Origin of the sequence: Pseudarthrobacter sp. YAF2, from assembly GCF_052113345.1 — a bacterium.
Lineage (GTDB): Bacteria > Actinomycetota > Actinomycetes > Actinomycetales > Micrococcaceae > Arthrobacter.
On sequence record NZ_JBFRDA010000011.1, the window covers coordinates 1 to 16,767 of the forward strand.

Below are 16,767 nucleotides of genomic sequence, written 5' to 3' on the forward strand. Positions count from 1 at the left end.
CGAAGGAGCGTAAAAGCCATGGCAAAGTTCGAACCCATCAAGGGTGGCTACGTCTACCTCACCGTCGAAGACATCGAATACCGGGTCTACTACGAAGAAGCCGGTCAGGGCATCCCGCTGATCGTCGGACACACCGCAGGCTCCGACGGACGCCAGTACCGTCACCTTCTCAACGACGACGAGGTCACCTCACGCTACCGCGTCATCGCCTTCGACCTTCCGTTCCACGGCAAGTCCCTGCCTCCGCACGGTGAGAAGTGGTGGACGAAGGAATACACCATGACAAAGTCCCGGATGATGGCCTTTCCCAACGCCCTCTCAGAAGCACTGGAACTGGACCGTCCCGTGTACTTGGGCAGCTCCATGGGCGGGCACCTGGCCATCGATCTGGCCTCGAACTTCAACGACCGCTACCGTGCCACCATCTCCGTCGAAGGCGCCCTTCGCTCCGCCGCCGAGTACGTCGAGGTCGGCATGGACGGGATCCGCCGTGAGTTCGACAACCCCAACGTCTCACGCACCTCAACGGGCGCGGCGATGCTCCTGAACATCTCCCCCTACTCCCCGGAGGAGAACGTCCGTGAGATCCAGTGGGAGTACCAGTGCGGCGGACCCGGTGTCTTCGCCGGTGACCTCTACTACTACTACTACGACCACAACGTCAGCCCAGAAGAAGCAGCAGCGATCGACACCAGCAAGTGCATGCTCTACTTCCTGACCGGCGAATACGACCCCAACACCTCCCCGGCCGACACCAAGGAAGCAGCAAACCTGGTCAAGGGCTCCAAGTTCTGGGAAATGCCCAAGCTCGGGCACTTCCCGGTCACCGAAAACTACGACGAGTTCCGCAAGTTCCTCCTGCCCATCCTCGAAGAAATCGAAGGTAAGTCCGCCTAGGAACCACCTCACGGCGGGCCGGCACTATCCGGCCCGCCGGACTCCAAACATCCTCACCGAAGCATCAAGAGGCTTACTACGCCGCCAAGTCCTTAGGCCGCCATGCCCAAAGATGCACCCCGTTCCCCACACCATTGAGGCAAACATGTCAACAACAGAGAACACTGCCTGGCGGCCGGCGCACGTTACTACCCGCCAAATCACCTTCGCATCCATCATCGCTTTCCTGGCATGGACATTCGCCGTCTACGATTTCATCCTCTTCGGCACCCTCCTGCCGGAGATCGGCAAAGACCTTGGCCTGAACGAAGCCGAACAGGCATCACTGGTGACCTGGATGTCGGCCGGCGGCGTCGTCGTCGGGCTTCTCGCAGGACCGGTAGTCGATAAGTTCGGGCGCAAAACCGGCATGGCTTTCGCCACAGCAGGTGCAGGCGTCGCGTCCGCCCTGACCGCACTGGCCGCGTTCGTCCCGGCTCCTATCCTCATCGCCATCCGGTCCCTCAGCGGCCTCGGACTCACCGAACAGGGCATCAACGGCGCCTACCTCAGCGAGCTCTACGGCGCTTCGGATGACCCCCGCATCAAAAAGCGTCAGGGCTTCATCTACTCGATCGTCCAGGGCGGTTGGCCCGTCGGGGCACTTCTTGCCGCAGCATTGACGGCCGTCCTGCTGCCTACCCTTGGCTGGGCCGGTTGCTTCATCTTCGCGGCCGTTCCCTCCTTTGTCGTTGCGATCCTGGCCCGCAAACTCCGGGAATCACCACAGTTCGAAACAGTCGCCAAACTCCGCCAGCTCAACGCCGACGGCCACCACGCTGACGCCCTGGAACTGGGATCAATCCTGGGCATGAATGACGAGCGCGAGAAGCCCAGCACCATCGCGGACATCTTCAAGGGCCGTAACCTGCGAACCACGCTCGCGCTGTCCTTTGGCCACGTCCTGAACTACTTCCCCGTTCTCGTCTTCAACATCCTCGGCACTACGGTGCTCACGACGGTTCACAACTTCGCCTTCGCGGACGCCCTCACGCTGCTGCTGATGTCCAACTTCGTCGCTTACCTCGGTTACCTCTTCCACGGCCTCATGGGAGACCGATTCGGCCGCCGCAACATCATCGCCTTCGGCTGGATGGCCAGTGGTGTCGTATTCACCGCCATGATCTTCGGACCCAGCGACTACTGGACCGTGGTCGCCCTCTACAGCCTCGGCCAGTTCTTCCTCAACGGCCCCTACGCAGCGGTACTCTTCTTCGTCGGAGAAAGCTACGACACAAGTATCCGCGGACGAGGCTCTGCCTTTGTCGCAGCAGTCGGCCCCATCGGCGCCATCCTCGCCAGCGCCGCCGCCGCCGTCCTGCTAAGCAACGGCTTCGACTGGACCATGACCGCCTTCCTGTTCGGCTCCATCCCGCTGGTCCTGTCCGGGTTCTCCGTGCTGTTCGCCCGCAAGCACCAGCACGTCATTGATCCCGTCCACGTCCCCTCACCAACTGACGTAGAGGACCCAACCCCGAGGTAATCAGCCCACAGATCCGGACCCGTAAAACCGCTGACTCGCGCCCAAGCCCCCCGGTGCACAGGCCGTGCACCGGGGGAGCGACCCCCTCATCGTGGGGACCTCACTGAACCACACACACTGGAGCAAGATCATGGAGCAAGAACCAACTGCTCAGCTTTCCGCGGACCTGAACTACGGTGCGTCGGCACGCACCATAGAGCCCTACGGCATCGAGCACATCCCCGAAACCGACCGCCACGGAAAGCCCTACACACAATTCACCACCTGGCTGTCCGCGAACCTGACCCTCAGCCTGCTCATCACAGGCTTCTTCCCGGCTTTGCTTGGCCTGTCTGTATGGCAGTCCCTCAGCGCAGTGGTCGTCGGCTCATTGCTTGGCGCCCTCCTGATGGGAGTCCTTTCCACCATGGGGGTCAGGTTGGGCGTGCCCGTCCAGATCCAGGCCCGCGGGCCCCTCGGATTCCTCGGCAACCTCCTGCCCGTTTCCTTCGTCAATGTTTTTGCCTCTGTGGGCTGGGCTGTCGTCAACACCGTTTTCGCAGCCTTGGCACTTCAGCAGATCATCAACATCCCCTTCTGGCTGGGCGCAGGACTGATCTTCGCGGTCGTCGCGATTTTCTCCGTCTGGGGCTACAACCTGCTCCACCTGATCAACAAGATCGGCAGCGTAATCCTCGGGGTCCTTTTCCTCATCATCACCATCCTTGCCCTGCGCCAGGCTGACTGGTCCTTCGGCGTCAATACCGAAGCCCCTGCTTACATCGGCGAAGGCGGCGGATGGATCACCGCCGTCGGATTCTTCCTTGCCTGGTCCCTCGCCTGGGCACCATTTGCCTCGGACTTTGCCCGCTACCTGCCAATCAAGACCTCGGCAACACGAGTTGCGTCCTTCACCGCACTGGGAAATCTTGTGCCCTCGCTCTGGCTCGGCTGCACCGGCGTTCTGGTTTCGAATTTCGCCGGGGGACTGGCCCCGGTCGAAGCAATCGCCGAGCTCACCGGTGACTGGGCACCACTGGCGATGGCAGCCCTGGTTCTGGGTTGCCTTCCAACCAACGGGCTGGTTGTTTACGGCGGCGCCCTTTCGGTACTCACCCTTGGCATCAAGGTGTCCCGGCAAGTCGGTGCCATGCTGATCGTTGTCGTTGCCTACGTCATCGCACTGCTGATCGTTGTCGTTGCCTACGTCATCGCACTGCTGCTGCAGGAAAACATCTACACAACGTTCTACGACTTCCTGCTCCTTTCCGGATACTTCATCGCCCCCTACATGGTTGTTGTGCTCCTCGATTACTTCGTAGGAGGCCGGCGCAGGCTGGACAGGCTCGGCGAACTGTTCGACAAACGCAGAGCCGTTGAATGGGGCTTCTTCGCCTGGCTGATTGGTTGCGCGGCTTCGGCACCCTTCTGGGTCTGGACCCGGTGGACCGGACCGATAGCGGCTGCCAACCCGGAATTGGGGGACCTATCCCATTACGTCGGAGCCCTGGTGGCCGCCGTGGCCTACCTCGCCTTCCTCCGCTTCCGTCCCCTGAGCAGGACGACCCCGGCGTTGAACCGGCCCGAATCCAAGACAGCAGCACCGTCCCCCAGCTACGAGAAGCAGGGCTAAAGCCGCCCATCTACCCAGTAGCCGGGCGTCCTTGGGCGCCCGGCTACAGGCATTCACCCCGGCTACCCACGGCCGGATGATGCCGCCAGACTAGGTCACAGAGGCCACCAGAGAGGATAAGAAAGTGCAAAAAGAAGGTTCAAAGACACTTCGGTTGATGATGCCGCAATGGCAGGGGGGCAACAACGAGCTGTACCCGATCGGGTCCGAGTTGCTTGCTTGGCTGGCACCCGCCAGTGACGCACCAGTGGCGAGGGTACCGGTGGAGCCCTTCCACAGCGATGACACCCCCGAAAACGGCATCTCCCATCGCACCGCGTTGTTGAAGCAACTTAAGGAAGCCCGCGTCCTGATAGATGCTGAACAGCCGGATAAGATCGCCGTCTTTGGCGGTGACTGCCTGGTGGAGCAGGCGCCGTTTTCCTACCTGAACGAAAAGTACAACGGCGAGCTGGGTGTTCTTTGGATCGACTCCCATCCCGACGTCAAGACAACCAAGGACTTCACCAACGCCCACACTATGGTCCTGGGAAATCTGCTCGGTGAAGGTGACCCGGAGTTCGCCGCCGAAGTACGCGTTCCTCTATTGCCACAGAAGGTGATGTACGCCGGGTTGCGCGAAACCGGCCTCACGGAGCAGGAATCCGAGGTCATAAGCCGTCTCGGGTTGAAGGTCGCAAGCCCGGAAGTCCTCCAGCATGACAGCACCCCAGTCCTGGAATGGATCGCAGAAAACAACATCACGCATCTGGCCATCCATCTCGATCTTGACGTGCTTGACCCCGCCACTTTCCGCTCCGTCCTATTCGCCGAGCCAGAACCCGAAATTGATTGGCTCAAGATGTACCCAGCAGGGAAAATGACCTTCACCCAAGTGACACGGCTCATCTGTGACGTAGCAGAACGCACGGATGTCGTCGGCATGGGCATCGCCGAACACCTCCCCTGGGACGCGGCGCACCTGAAGAACGCACTCTCAAAATTCCCTGTCCTCAGCTAAGGTGCCCGGCCTCAGGCCGCTCCGCCAGCTGAACCAGTAACAAGGCCCCGCAACACCGGTGGCACGGACAGAAAGAGGAAAGACCTTGTCGGAATCAATGCGTGGCTACGCAATGCTCAAGATCGGCGAGACCGGATGGATTGAAAAGCCCCTTCCCGTCTGCGGGCCGATGGATGCCATTCTGAAGCCAACCATCCTTGCTCCATGTACCACTGACGTGAAGACAGTCTGGAAAGGCGCCCTTGGCGAACGTCATCACATGATCCTGGGCCACGAGTCCTGCGCCGAAGTTGTTGAGGTCGGTTCTCTGGTCAAGGACTTCAAACCCGGCGACCAAGTCGTGGTTCCGGCCGTCACACCCAACTGGAGTTCCCTCGAAGCCCAGGGCGGAGCCTCCTCACATTCGGGCGGTATGCTCAACGCCTGGAAATACTCCAACACGGAAGACGGCATGTTTTCCGAGTACTTCGCCTGCACCGACGCCGACGGCAACCTCGCACTCATTCCCGAAGGAGTCGCTCCCGAAGAAGCCGTCATGCTCAGCGACATGGTCCCGCCGGGGTTCCAAAGCGTCGAGCTCGCGGACGTCCAGTTCGGGGATACCGTGCTCGTCATCGGAATAGGACCAGTGGGGCTCATGGCAGTCGCAGCCAGTCTGCTTCGTGGAGCCGCCAGGGTCATCGTCGTCGGCTCCCGCCCGGCATCTATCGCAGCAGCAAAAGCTTACGGCGCGACCGAATTCATCAAGTATAAGGACGGAGCCATCGAAGACCAGGTGCTGAAACTCACCGGAGGCAAAGGCGTGGACCGTGTGTGCGTCTGCGGCGGTGACGGTGAAACCTTCACGGCCGCAGTCCGATCAGTAAAGCCCGGAGGCAAAATCGGCAGCGTCATCTCCATGGACCTGCACGACACCGTGCAAGTACCCAGCCCCGAATGGGGATTCGGCATGGGCGACAAACAGATCATCGGAGGCGCCATGATCGGCGGACGCCTCCGTCTGGAGAAGCTCGGGGCGCTTCTATCAGCAGGCCGGCTAGACGTTAAACCCCTCATCACGCACCGTTTTCACGGCTGGGAAGGCCTCGAAGAATCAATCTTTTTGGCACGAAACAAGCCCGCGGACCTGATCAAATCCGTGGTCACGCTCTAGGATTCGGCAGCCAGATTGGTAGGCCGGCCCGGCAATTGTTTACAAGGGTCGGCTATGGCACCTGAGCCTGAGCTTTGAGCAAGCCGTTTAGACCACAAACTTTTGGTCGCACACTACACGCCGTTGTGAACCGCAAAGGTCTAAGAAACCGCGCACAGAATCGAAGGAAGAGGAACGACCATGTCCGCAGAGACGTCGCCTATCGTTGTCAAAGTCGAGGACGCCGCTTCGGTAAACCGCGAACTAGAGCACGCAAGCGCAGTACTGCGCGAGAAGGCCACGAGCTCGGGCCTTCTCGTGACCAGGGTGGACTTCACAACGTACACGGTCGCCCTCAGCCCCGACATCCCGTTCGGCTTCACCCGGGAACTCGATCTGCTCTGAAGGAGGCGACACCTATGCATCCGGCACTGAACACGACCCCATCCCTTTTCCAGGGCTCCCGGCACCAGAGCAGTGTATTAGTCCTTGGCGTCTTGTACCCAAGCGTCCAACCCGCAACGGTGTCTGCGCACTTCGAGGAATTTCGCGTCTCTCCCGCGCAAGGTCTATCCATTGCGCGACAACGGGCAGATGTAATCTTTTTCGACCCAATATCCAGTAATGGAAACAGTTCCGTAGCGCCAAGCACTGGCAGCAGGCGTGCAAGTCGGAACGACGCCATTAAAGCCGTCACCCGTGATCTGGCAGTGCTTTGCCGCGGCCGCTCCCCCCACCAGTAGCCCAACGCCGATAATTATGATTCCGTCAAGCTACGTCGCGTCGGCTATGGCACGGCAGGGCAGCGGCTCACCCCAGCTTGGCGTGGCGCAAGTACTGGTAGACGGTCTCCCTGCTGATCCCATGATCGCGGGCAAGGTCGGCTTTGGGAACCCCGGCGCCGGCACGGTGGACCAACTCGGTGGCCCGTTCGGGGGTGAGGGTCTTTTTCCGCCCTTTGTAAGCGCCGCGCTGCTTGGCCAGAGCAATGCCTTCTCGCTGGCGTTCCCTGATGACGGAGCGTTCGAACTCTGCGAAGGGCACCCATGACGGAGAGCATGAGGTTGGCCATGGGGGATTCCTCTCCAGTGAAGACCAGGCTCTCTTTGACGAACTCCACCCGCACGCCTTTGCGAGTAAGGGCCTGGACCAGCCCCGCAGGTCATCGAGGTTTCGGGCGATCCTGTCCATGCTGTGCATAACCACGGTGTGCGGACATCCAGAGCCTCTCCTTGGCCCGGCTCAAGACTGTCCCGCAGCTCCGCCATAACGATGCTGCCGGCCTCTCCGTTTTGCGGCGCCCTGCCTGCGAGTACATTTTTCGTGCTGTCCATGACCGACCCGGCAGTGGGTTGCAGACTTCGTGCACAGCGCCGGCTTGATCGTGAGAATTGCCCAGTCAGGGGAGCTATTCCTGCTTTTGCGCAGGGTCACCAGAGCGTTAACAAACTGGTAACACATCAATATATCGATATCTATTGACCTATTGAATTGCTGTTCCTAAGGTTGAGGAATCCAAGCCAGCAAGGAGCACGAATCTCATGGATGGTATCCACGATCTTGGGGGGCGAGCAGGGCTGGGCCCGATCGCGCCAGAGGCTGATGAGCCTGTTTTTCATTCGGATTGGGAACGGTCAGTTCTAGTGATGTTTCCCGCCATGGCATTGGCCGGAGCGTTCAACCTTGACCAGTTCCGCGGAGGAATGGAGCAGATTCCGCCGCACGACTATCTGACAGCGCAGTACTACGAGCACTGGATAGATTCGATGCTCCACTATGGGATCGGGGCAGGAATTTTCGATCCGGAGGAGGTCCAACGTCTCACAGAGTTCTATAAGCAACATCCGGATGAGGCCCCGCCGTCCCGCCGCGACCCGGACCTGGTGCAGACGCTCCAAAAGATGATCGCGGCCGGAGACGATTATCGGCGCCAGAGCGAGAAGGAAGCCGCGTTTGCTCTCGGTGACAAGGTCGTCGTTAGGCCTGAGGTCTCAACTACCCATACGCGGCGTGCGGCGTACATCCGCGGACGTACCGGTGAGATCGTAGCGGCCCACGGAGCTTACGTCTTTCCCGATACCAACGCCGTGGGCGCCGGTGAATGTCCGGAGCATCTATACACCGTGAAGTTCAGTGCAGACGAATTGTGGTCCGACAGCGCAGACCCAAAAGCAGTGAATTACTTCGACGTATGGGAACCCTACCTGAAACGCGCTGACCCGACCGGTAATCGCGGCTAGACCAACCTCCGCCTCCCCTTCTGACAGAATCGAGCCTGACCAGTGGCCACACTTAGTCCGCAGCCCAGCACCTTTCCGCGATCCAATGAAGAGATCGCCGCGCGAGTAAAAGCGATGGAAGCCATCCTTGTTGAAAAGGAACTCATTTCCACCGACGCTATTGACTACATGTCCTCTGTCTACGAAAAAGAGGTCGGCCCCCAACTCGGCGCGAAAATCGTTGCGCGAGCTTGGGTCGATCCCGAGTTCAAAAACCGCCTCCTCGCTGACGCCACGAGCGCGTGCCAGGAAATGGGTGTCGGCGGTATGCAGGGCGAGGAGATGATCGCTCTGGAGAACACGGACTCGGTAAACAATCTCGTTGTCTGTACGTTGTGCTCGTGCTATCCCTGGCCCGTCCTGGGTCTACCGCCGAACTGGTACAAGTACCCCGCATACCGAGCCAAAGCTGTGCGTAATCCGCGGGAGGTCATGGCGGAGTTCGGCTACTTCCCCGACCCCAGCATCGAGATTCGGGTATGGGACTCAAGCGCCGAACTCCGCTACTGGGTTTTGCCGCAACGGCCCGAAGGAACCGAGGGCTTCACTGAGGAACAGCTCACTGAACTCGTCACTCGCGACTCCCTGATTGGCGTCTCCGTACCACCCGCAGCCATTGAGGCCTGACATGAACAAGATCAACGTAGAAACGGATACCAAGGAAAGCCTCGATAGCTTGGTGGAAGCCCTGCCATTCAGCGAGCAGATTCCGCGCCGCTCGGGAGAAGTTGCCTTCGACCAGGCCTGGGAGATCCGCGCCTTCAGCATCACGACGGCCTTGCACGCGCAGGGCCGGTTCGAGTGGAAGGACTTCCAGGCCCGTCTCATCAAATTGATCAAGGAGTGGGAGGCCTCGAACACCAGTTCCAGCGATTGGAGCTACTACGAACGATGGATGATGGCGCTTGAAGAACTGATGCAGGAAAAAGGGATGGTTGCGGGCAGCGAGCTCGAGAGCAGGACGCAGGAGGTCTTGGCGGTTCCGCCGAACAATAACCACCACCATGCCGTGCGGGAACCCATTGCCGTCTCCGCTCCCGTCGCTTCTTCCGAACGGGGAGAAGCTCACCGTCGCGACCAGTAGGAAAAGGTCCCGCCTCGGTTGCCTATGCCAATCGCGGGAAAGCGAGCCCTACCGGCCCGACGATCGGATGTAGAGGAACTACCCAATCGCTGACTCCACCAGGAGCCCTTACAGCCACCGCCGACGCCTGCACCCGCCTCAGAGACCACAGCGGGCTGAGAAATGGGCATACCGAGACGCTGCCGGCTTAATCGGTGTCCTCAACCCCGCCCCGGGATCCGACCTGGTCGGACACCTACCAAAGGAACCAGATTGACGACCGCCATCGCCAGACCCCACTTTGACCGCACATGGTCTCGCGCCGAACGTCGACGCCTTGCATTGATCCTCGCCGCCGTTCTCCTGCTGCATGTCTTGGGTGTCGCTCTGCACCTTTTTTTCAGTGGCGACCCGGCAGGGGCAGGTGGACTGGCGGGATCAGCCATGCTTGCCTACATGCTGGGCGTCCGACATGCATTTGATGCCGACCATATCGCCGCTATCGACGACACCACCCGCTTGATGCTCGTCCGAGGCCGCCGTTCCGTAGGCGTGGGCTTCTTCTTTGCCATGGGGCACTCAACGGTCGTGCTCGTCCTGGCGCTCTTTATTGCATTCGGCGCCAGCTCTTTGAAGTCGACGGACCTTGCTGGCGTCCAGGAGGCCGGGGGACTGGTCGCGGCAATCGTGGCCACAGTTTTTCTCCTGCTCGTGGCCGGACTCAATTCATTAGTTCTGCGCAACCTCGTCACGCTCGTGCGCCGGCTTCGCGCGGGTGAAGACGTCTCTGGAGATCTCGAACACAGCATGGCAGAACGCGGTCTATTCAACCGACTACTCGGCGGCCGATTCCGGAGTCTGATTCGTTCCTCCTGGCACATGTACCCCGTTGGTCTGCTCATGGGCCTGGGACTGGAGACCGCCTCCGAAATCGCTTTACTGACCCTCACGGCCTCGGCTGCTACAGGTGGCGCAATGTCACTGCTGGCAGTTCTCAGCTTGCCGTTGCTATTTGCTGCGGGGATGAGCGCCTTTGATACAGCGGACTCGCTCTTCATGGCACGTGCCTATTCCTGGTCCTACCACGATCCTCAACGGCGGTTGTACTTCAACACCGCCACCACAGGAGTGACAGTCGTGATTGGCTTTTTCGTCGCCGCTATTTATTTGTGCGGGCTGTTAACCGAACTTCCGATGTTTGGCTGGCTCGCTCCGGTCGCTGATGTTTCCCAGAACTTCGAACTTTTCGGATTCGCCGTGGTGGGTATGTTCATCGTCGCCTACGTGGCAGCGTGGTTTTTCGCCCGCTCAGGAAACGCGGGCCCTGAAGCCACGGAGAGCCCGTCCATCTTTAATTCAAGGAAATGAGCAGAATTGCGTTCCGGCATAAAGTCCGGGGCGGCCGGCGCTCCAGGCCCGATCAGAGGATCAAAGGCTCGACGCTTCCGGCAATGACCCGCTTGGGAACAGGGCTGCAGCGATGATCAACGAAACAACCGTCAGCTCACCGCTGTGGTCGATTAGTGCACGAATGAGGGGCAAATCGGAAAAGGATGGGCATGACCGGGCAGCTACACGCACTCTTCGGCCCCGTACAGCAGGGGTCCAGCCTGGGGCGGGTCGTCGTGCGGCAGGACGTCGGCTCACCAAGAACGTGAAGAACGCAGTTGCGCCCGTTGGCAACAGTGCGCACTGCAGTCGGCAGTTCCTGCCTCATTGCACGCTATCCGCTCAGGCGGAAGCGCGGAAGCACGGAGGCCGGGACAAATAGAGAGATGTCGTACGTGGAAAAACTCATGAACGCAACCGGCCCCAGTGTGTATTCAACGACAGGACGTTGCTTCGCCTGTACTTTCAGGAACTACCATCCGCGACCGGAGTCCCGGGTTTCGCAGCGGCGATAGCTGGTCAATGGAGCTTCAGGGCGAGCCCAAAGACAGCGCTCAACTTTGGGTCCTGGCCATCAGCAAGATGCATTCTTCTTGTCTTCCCCTGTCTTTAGCCGGCGGGGGACGACGCCGGTTTACCGCGGGTAGGCCGCCTACGAGTGTTAGGTGTTGTGCTGTGGGGCGTCGACCGGCGGAAATAGGATCCCGTATGATTTGCACCAGTGCCTGGCCGCGGATGACCCGCCCGATATGAGCAAAGTGAGGGTGACGCCGGATGGACCTGGAGCGAGTTCAGCGCGCAGGAGTTTCCCTTTTTGCCACAAAGGGGTTTGCGGCAACGGGTATCCGTGAGTTGGGGACTGCTGCCGGCATTAACTCGGCGACGCTGTACCACTATGTGGGCAGCAAAGAGGACCTTCTCGTCAGCATCATGCGGGCGTGCCTGCAGGGTTTTATTGAGGCGGGTGTGGCGGCTTTGCGAGCCAGTTCCGAGCCAGTGGTTCAGCTTGCCGGGCTGGTGTCGTCCCATGTCGGATTCAGCGCGGTCAACCAGCTCACAGCCAGGGTGGCGGAGTATGAGATGCGCGCCCTGTCGGACGCCGCCCGTCCCGAGCTTCAGAACATGAGGGACGAATATGAGTCGCTGTTCGCTCAGGTATTGGAGCGAGGTCAACGCATCGGCGTGTTTACGACGCATGATTTGTCGATGGCCCGACTCGCCATCGTGGAAATGGGTACTGGCGTAGCTCATTGGTATCGGCCGGAGGGTCGATTGGACCTCCCGGACGTCCAAAGATTTTTCGTGGACATGGCTTGTAAAGTGCTTGCCGTAGACCCGGCAGCCCTGGAGGGCATCGACTACGTGCATGCCCCCAAACTACTTCCGAGCGAGCCGCTCCGTGCCGGCGCGGGGGACCAGCGCCGTTGGGGGTAGCCGGCCGTTAGGGCCGGCTACCCCGCGCCGCTCACACATCTGAAATTGCCAGGCTCCGTAGTTCCTTACGCATAATTTTTCCGGTAGCCGTCATTGGCAGCTCATTCAGGTACGAAACTGAGCGGGGGTATTGATAGAACGCAAGCTTGAGTTTTACGTGGTTCTGCAACTGGGCAGTCAGTTCCTCCGACGGGACGACGTCTTGGGCGAGGACTATGAAGGCCTTCACGGCCTCGCCCCGCAACTCATCAGGAACGCCTATAACGGCGGCCATCGAAACTGCGGGATGGGACATCAGGCATTCTTCAATTTCACCGGGGCCAACACGATACCCTGCCGTTGAGATGACGTCATCGGCGCGGCCTTGGTACCAAAGGTCGCCGTTTGCGTCGGCTTTTGCCAGGTCTCCAGTGTGGATCCAGCCGGCGTGTATTTTCTCGGCCGTCTTCTCTGGATCATTCCAGTATCCGATCATTTGGCCGGGGTTACCGGCACCGATGCAGATCTCACCCGTCTGCCCCTCGGGTACAGGAGCACCCGAGGGATCGAGGAGTTCGACCCGGAAGCCGGGAAAGGCCCTTCCCATGCAGCCTGGACCGCTCACTCGCTGCGCCCGCGAAGTGCCGACGGTGAGGTTCATTTCGGTCTGCCCGTAGAACTCGTTGATTGGTGCCTGGAATGTCTCCTCGACCCATCGTTCGAGAACTTCGCCCAGCGCCTCACCGCCGGTTGCCAGAGTAAGGATAGCGGTGCCGGCGGCAGAACTGGCGTCGATACCGGAACTCCTCATCTGCTTCAAGGCGGTTGGCGGAATAAAGGCGCAGGTAATCCGGTGCGACTTCATCAGCTCTAGTGCGCGCGTGGGCTCGAACTTGTCTGGTGTGGCTACGACCGGGCATCCGAGGGAGAGGGCCGTGAACAGGACATCGAACAGGCCACCAATCCAGGCCCAGTCGGCAGGCGTCCAAAAGACATCGTTGGGTTGCGGCGCGTTTCCAAATGCTGTCCGCACCCCGGGCATGTGGGCCAGAAGTATTTGGTGGCCGTGTAGTGCCCCTTTGGGATTGCCGGTGGTCCCCGAGGTGTAGATGATGATCGCCGGTGACTCTGGACCTGTAGCGGCCTGGTCGTACGATTCCGCTTGGGTTTCAAGCTCTGTCGCGTAATCATGGATGGTTGCAGGTCCATTGACTGACGTGAAGTCCTTGCCGACGACAACTACGTGTTGGAGCCCGGCCACGGTGGGAAGCGCTCCCTTGACCCGCTCATAGCATTCCGCGTCGATGATCAGGATTCTGGCTCCGGAATGACGCAGTCGGTAAGCAACCGCTTCAGGTCCGAATTTAACGGACAGCGGAACCGTAACGAATCCACCTCGGAAACTCCCGAGGTGTGCCGTGAGTACCTCGACGCCCTGGGGAATCATGACGCCCACTCGGTCTCCCCGGTTCAGGCCCCAGCGCTGCAGCAGTCCCAAGAACTTCCTGCTCAATGTCCCGAGCTGGCCGAAGGAATATGTTTCGGCAGAGGTGCCGGAATCGACGATGAGCGCGGGATCAGCTGCTGTTTGGAGGTCAGTGCAGGCTTCGGCGACATTGAAACTGCCCGGGATGGCCCACTGAAAATTCGTGGCGTCCAGGTCCTGCCACCAGTCGTGTACGGTACTGAGGCTCACTGTACTGCCTGCGATTCGGTGCTGGGTGCGACCAAAGCCGCTGCGCGCCCAGCTACGAGCAGGGAGAAGTCTCCACTCAAGACGACTACACCGTCTTGGTTGATCAGTCTGGCTGAGCTCGTGACGACGGCGGTCTTGCCGTCCTTGCGGGGGGCAACTGCTGATATTTCGCTGAGTGCGTGTACTGAATCGCCAAAATAGGTCGGGGCTTTGAACCTGACGTTGTCCAGGCTGTAAAAGCACAGGAGGTAACTGGGATGGAGCTCCACAAGTCCAAGGAGGGTCGAGATCATCAGGGCTCCGTGAGCAATCTGCTTACCGAACCGTGTCCCTTCCGCGTATTGCGGGTTCAAATGAAGTGGGTGGCGGTCCCAGGTAAGTTCTGCGAACGAGCGGACATACTCCTCAGTCACTGTCCGGGAACCAGTTGTGGCGAGATCGCCGACTTCGATGTCCTCATATGGCTTTGAGATCATGGTGCTATTCCTTAGAGAGGGGTTGAGGTGAAATTAGGCCGAGGGGTTGGCCTCGTCGAGAGGCCTGTAGACGCCTTGGTCGTCGATGTACATGTCCCGGCTTCCCTTTTCCAGGTCCGATTCGCGGATGAAGTAGACACTGATGAATGAGACAAGTGCAAGGAAGGCTACATAGACGCCCACCGCTTGAGAGCCGCCGGTGGAGGCGACAAGGACCGAAGCGATCATTGGCGCAACAGCCCCGCCCAGGAGCACTCCCATCTGAAAGCTTATGGATGCTGCGCTGAAGCGGACCCTGGCCTCAAACAGCTCGGCGATAAACGTTGCCTGCGGACCGTAAGAGATGCTGAAGATGAAGGCACCTAAAACCAAGGCTGCGGTGGTCAACCAGAAGTTCTTGGAGTCAAGACCGGCAAAGGCAGCGAAAATCCAGATTCCCTGGCCGGCGACACCCCAAAGCATAAGCCTGCGCCGCCCGAGGGCTTCGGAGAGCTGTCCGAAAAGGGGGATAAAGATGACGGCGGTCACCGCCGCAGCCATCACCGCCACCAGCATGAGATTTGCCGGGACAAGATCGAACTGCGCTGCATAGGTAAGGCTGTAGGTGTTCATGATGTAGAAGTAGGCGCCCGTACTGATCATGGATCCGGTAGCGAGGATAATCTGCCGAGGATAGATCTTGAATGCGGTCAGCAGGGGAACCTTCGTCTCCACTTTGGATTCTTTCACCCTCACAAACGCAGGCGTCTCTTCCAGTGAGACCCGGATATACAGACCGACCGCCACCAGGACGATGCTCAGGAGGAAGGGGATCCGCCAACCCCATGCCTGGAACTGGTCACCGGTAACGGCCTGTGTTCCCAGGATCACGCCGGTGGCAAGGAGAAGGCCGGCAGGGACGCCTACTTGAGGCAGGCTGCCGAACAGTCCGCGACGATTTTTGGGGGCATATTCAACCGCAGTCAGCACCGCCCCGCCCCATTCGCCTCCCACTCCGAATCCCTGGATGATCCGCAATAGAACCAGGAGAACCGGGGCCCAAGCCCCAATCTGGGCCGATGTCGGCAGCACGCCGACCAGCGCCGTTGCCACCCCCATCATGACAAGGGCAAAGACCAGAATCTTCTTACGGCCAAGCTTGTCTCCAAAGTGACTGAGGATGACACCGCCGACCGGACGGGCAAAGAAGCCTACTGCGAACGTGCCGAAGGCCAGGATTGTCGCCAACCACGGCTCCACATCCGAGAAAAAGAGCGGGGCGAAGACCAGTGCAGCCGACGCCCCATAGATCTGAAAGTCGTACCACTCGATGGTGGTACCAATAAGAACGGAGCCCGCCACCCGTCTCAGTGCTGGCTTGTTCACGATTGTGGCGCTGGCCGCAGTATGGACAGAATGCCTCATTGACAGTTCTCCTTCGTGCTGAAGCCGCGGCAAACAGAAACGCTGTGCCTGTAGCGACCGTAGTGTGTGATCGCCGCCACGTCAAACAAATTCCGATCGATCGATTGATTGACAATCAACCTTTTAGCCGGTTTTCTTATAGGCATTAACCAATCGATCGATTGGGCGGCGAGTTTGGGAGGGAGTGGCAGTTGGATCTGGAACGAGTCCAGCGTGCAGGTGTATCCCTGTTCTCGGCTAAAGGATTTGCGGCCACAGGCATCCGTGAGCTTGGAGGTGAAGCCGGAATCAATTCGGCGACTATCTACCATTACGTCGGCAGCAAGGAAGATCTCCTTGTCAGAATCATGAAATCCTGCCTCCAGGAGCTTATCGACGCTGGCGCGGCCGCGCTCCGGGCCAGTTCCGAGCCGGTGGTCCAGCTTGCCGGGCTGGTGTCGTCCCATGTTGGCCTCACTGCAGTGAACCAGCTGACCGCGCGGGTAGCCGAATACGAGATGCGGGCCCTGTCAGAGACAAACCGGCCAGTTCTTCAAAAGATGCGCGACGACTACGAAGCCCTGTTCGCCCAGGTCTTGGAGCGGGGCCAACGTGTCGGCGTTTTCCCCACCGAGGATCTCACCATGGCCAGATTGGCGATCATGGAGATGGGTACTGGCGTAGCCCACTGGTACCGGCCAGATGGCCGTCTGCCGTTGCCCCTCGTTCAACAATTCTTCGTCGACACGGCCTGCAGAATCCTCTCGGTTGACCCCGCCGTCCTCGACGGCATCGACTACGTCGCCACACCTACCCGGCTTGACAGTGAGCCACTACCAACCAAGGCCAAAGCCGGACGCAGCCTGGCTTTGCCTTCGTGAGCGGTCTGATCCGCAGACGGGCCC

16 protein-coding genes are annotated in these 16,767 nt (G+C 59.8%); 12 read left to right on the forward strand and 4 right to left on the reverse strand.

Annotated features, from left to right (window positions below):
* Positions 1-18: 18 nt before the first annotated feature.
* From AB4Y79_RS12605 to AB4Y79_RS12630, 6 genes are all read left to right on the forward strand, one after another.
* The gene (locus tag AB4Y79_RS12605) at positions 19-897 is read left to right on the forward strand and encodes an alpha/beta fold hydrolase (RefSeq protein ID WP_441862190.1); all 879 of its coding nucleotides are present in this window, start codon (positions 19-21) and stop codon (positions 895-897) included.
* 145 nt (positions 898-1,042) lie between these two features.
* A complete protein-coding gene (locus AB4Y79_RS12610) occupies positions 1,043-2,419 on the forward strand; it encodes an MFS transporter (RefSeq protein ID WP_441862192.1) in 1,377 nt (458 codons plus the stop codon).
* Positions 2,420-2,549: 130 nt separating this feature from the next.
* Positions 2,550-4,031: a purine-cytosine permease family protein gene (locus tag AB4Y79_RS12615; protein ID WP_441862194.1), complete on the forward strand. Its 1,482-nt coding sequence runs from the start codon at positions 2,550-2,552 to the stop codon at positions 4,029-4,031.
* Positions 4,032-4,188: 157 nt separating this feature from the next.
* Positions 4,189-5,031 carry an arginase family protein gene (locus AB4Y79_RS12620; RefSeq protein WP_441862196.1) on the forward strand — a complete coding sequence of 281 codons (843 nt, stop codon included), beginning with the start codon at positions 4,189-4,191 and terminating at the stop codon, positions 5,029-5,031.
* Positions 5,032-5,116: 85 nt separating this feature from the next.
* Positions 5,117-6,184, forward strand: coding sequence for an NAD(P)-dependent alcohol dehydrogenase (locus tag AB4Y79_RS12625; RefSeq protein ID WP_441862199.1), 1,068 nt, complete (start codon positions 5,117-5,119; stop codon positions 6,182-6,184).
* A gap of 180 nt (positions 6,185-6,364) precedes the next feature.
* On the forward strand, positions 6,365-6,568 hold the full coding sequence (locus tag AB4Y79_RS12630) for a hypothetical protein (protein WP_441862202.1): 204 nt from the start codon (positions 6,365-6,367) through the stop codon (positions 6,566-6,568).
* Positions 6,569-6,973: 405 nt separating this feature from the next.
* Here the strand turns inward: AB4Y79_RS12630 and AB4Y79_RS12635 are convergent, their stop codons facing one another.
* On the reverse strand, positions 6,974-7,363 hold the full coding sequence (locus AB4Y79_RS12635; protein WP_441862205.1) for a recombinase family protein: 390 nt from the start codon (positions 7,361-7,363) through the stop codon (positions 6,974-6,976).
* Between the two features lie 341 nt (positions 7,364-7,704).
* Here AB4Y79_RS12635 and nthB point away from each other — a divergent pair, with 341 nt between their 5' ends.
* The 5 genes from nthB (at position 7,705) to AB4Y79_RS12660 (ending at position 12,328) form a co-directional block, all read left to right on the forward strand.
* Complete coding sequence (gene nthB, locus AB4Y79_RS12640; protein WP_441862207.1) at positions 7,705-8,403, forward strand: nitrile hydratase subunit beta; 699 nt, start codon at positions 7,705-7,707, stop codon at positions 8,401-8,403.
* A 42-nt stretch (positions 8,404-8,445) separates the two neighbouring features.
* Entirely contained in the window at positions 8,446-9,069 is a 624-nt protein-coding gene (gene nthA / locus AB4Y79_RS12645; RefSeq protein WP_441862210.1) for a nitrile hydratase subunit alpha, read from the forward strand.
* A gap of 1 nt (position 9,070) precedes the next feature.
* Entirely contained in the window at positions 9,071-9,526 is a 456-nt protein-coding gene (locus AB4Y79_RS12650) for a nitrile hydratase accessory protein (RefSeq protein ID WP_441862212.1), read from the forward strand.
* A gap of 252 nt (positions 9,527-9,778) precedes the next feature.
* Entirely contained in the window at positions 9,779-10,873 is a 1,095-nt protein-coding gene (locus tag AB4Y79_RS12655; RefSeq protein ID WP_441862215.1) for a HoxN/HupN/NixA family nickel/cobalt transporter, read from the forward strand.
* Positions 10,874-11,668: 795 nt separating this feature from the next.
* Entirely contained in the window at positions 11,669-12,328 is a 660-nt protein-coding gene (locus tag AB4Y79_RS12660; RefSeq protein WP_441862218.1) for a TetR/AcrR family transcriptional regulator, read from the forward strand.
* 31 nt (positions 12,329-12,359) lie between these two features.
* Here AB4Y79_RS12660 and AB4Y79_RS12665 read toward each other — a convergent pair whose 3' ends face one another.
* The 3 genes from AB4Y79_RS12665 to AB4Y79_RS12675 are packed head-to-tail and all read right to left on the reverse strand — an operon-like array spanning position 12,360 to position 15,916.
* Entirely contained in the window at positions 12,360-14,003 is a 1,644-nt protein-coding gene (locus tag AB4Y79_RS12665) for an AMP-binding protein (protein WP_441862221.1), read from the reverse strand.
* On the reverse strand, positions 14,000-14,479 hold the full coding sequence (locus AB4Y79_RS12670; protein ID WP_441862224.1) for a MaoC/PaaZ C-terminal domain-containing protein: 480 nt from the start codon (positions 14,477-14,479) through the stop codon (positions 14,000-14,002). Before AB4Y79_RS12670 ends, AB4Y79_RS12665 begins: the two co-directional genes overlap by 4 nt.
* Positions 14,480-14,512: 33 nt before the next feature.
* Positions 14,513-15,916, reverse strand: coding sequence for an MFS transporter (locus AB4Y79_RS12675; protein ID WP_441862227.1), 1,404 nt, complete (start codon positions 15,914-15,916; stop codon positions 14,513-14,515).
* Positions 15,917-16,074: 158 nt separating this feature from the next.
* Here AB4Y79_RS12675 and AB4Y79_RS12680 point away from each other — a divergent pair, with 158 nt between their 5' ends.
* Positions 16,075-16,743 carry a TetR/AcrR family transcriptional regulator gene (locus tag AB4Y79_RS12680; protein WP_441862229.1) on the forward strand — a complete coding sequence of 223 codons (669 nt, stop codon included), beginning with the start codon at positions 16,075-16,077 and terminating at the stop codon, positions 16,741-16,743.
* Positions 16,744-16,767 lie beyond the last annotated feature (24 nt).

Excerpts from the sequence above, each read along its gene's own strand:
- AB4Y79_RS12605 (WP_441862190.1), top strand. The coding sequence starts at position 19 with ATGGCAAAGTTCGAACCCATCAAGGGTGGCTACGTCTACCTCACCGTC.
- AB4Y79_RS12610 (WP_441862192.1), top strand. The coding sequence starts at position 1,043 with ATGTCAACAACAGAGAACACTGCCTGGCGGCCGGCGCACGTTACTACC.
- AB4Y79_RS12615 (WP_441862194.1), top strand. The coding sequence starts at position 2,550 with ATGGAGCAAGAACCAACTGCTCAGCTTTCCGCGGACCTGAACTACGGT.
- AB4Y79_RS12620 (WP_441862196.1), top strand. The coding sequence starts at position 4,189 with ATGATGCCGCAATGGCAGGGGGGCAACAACGAGCTGTACCCGATCGGG.
- AB4Y79_RS12630 (WP_441862202.1), top strand. The coding sequence starts at position 6,365 with ATGTCCGCAGAGACGTCGCCTATCGTTGTCAAAGTCGAGGACGCCGCT.
- AB4Y79_RS12635 (WP_441862205.1), bottom strand. The coding sequence starts at position 7,363 with ATGCACAGCATGGACAGGATCGCCCGAAACCTCGATGACCTGCGGGGC.
- nthB (WP_441862207.1), top strand. The coding sequence starts at position 7,705 with ATGGATGGTATCCACGATCTTGGGGGGCGAGCAGGGCTGGGCCCGATC.
- AB4Y79_RS12650 (WP_441862212.1), top strand. The coding sequence starts at position 9,071 with ATGAACAAGATCAACGTAGAAACGGATACCAAGGAAAGCCTCGATAGC.
- AB4Y79_RS12660 (WP_441862218.1), top strand. The coding sequence starts at position 11,669 with ATGGACCTGGAGCGAGTTCAGCGCGCAGGAGTTTCCCTTTTTGCCACA.
- AB4Y79_RS12670 (WP_441862224.1), bottom strand. The coding sequence starts at position 14,479 with ATGATCTCAAAGCCATATGAGGACATCGAAGTCGGCGATCTCGCCACA.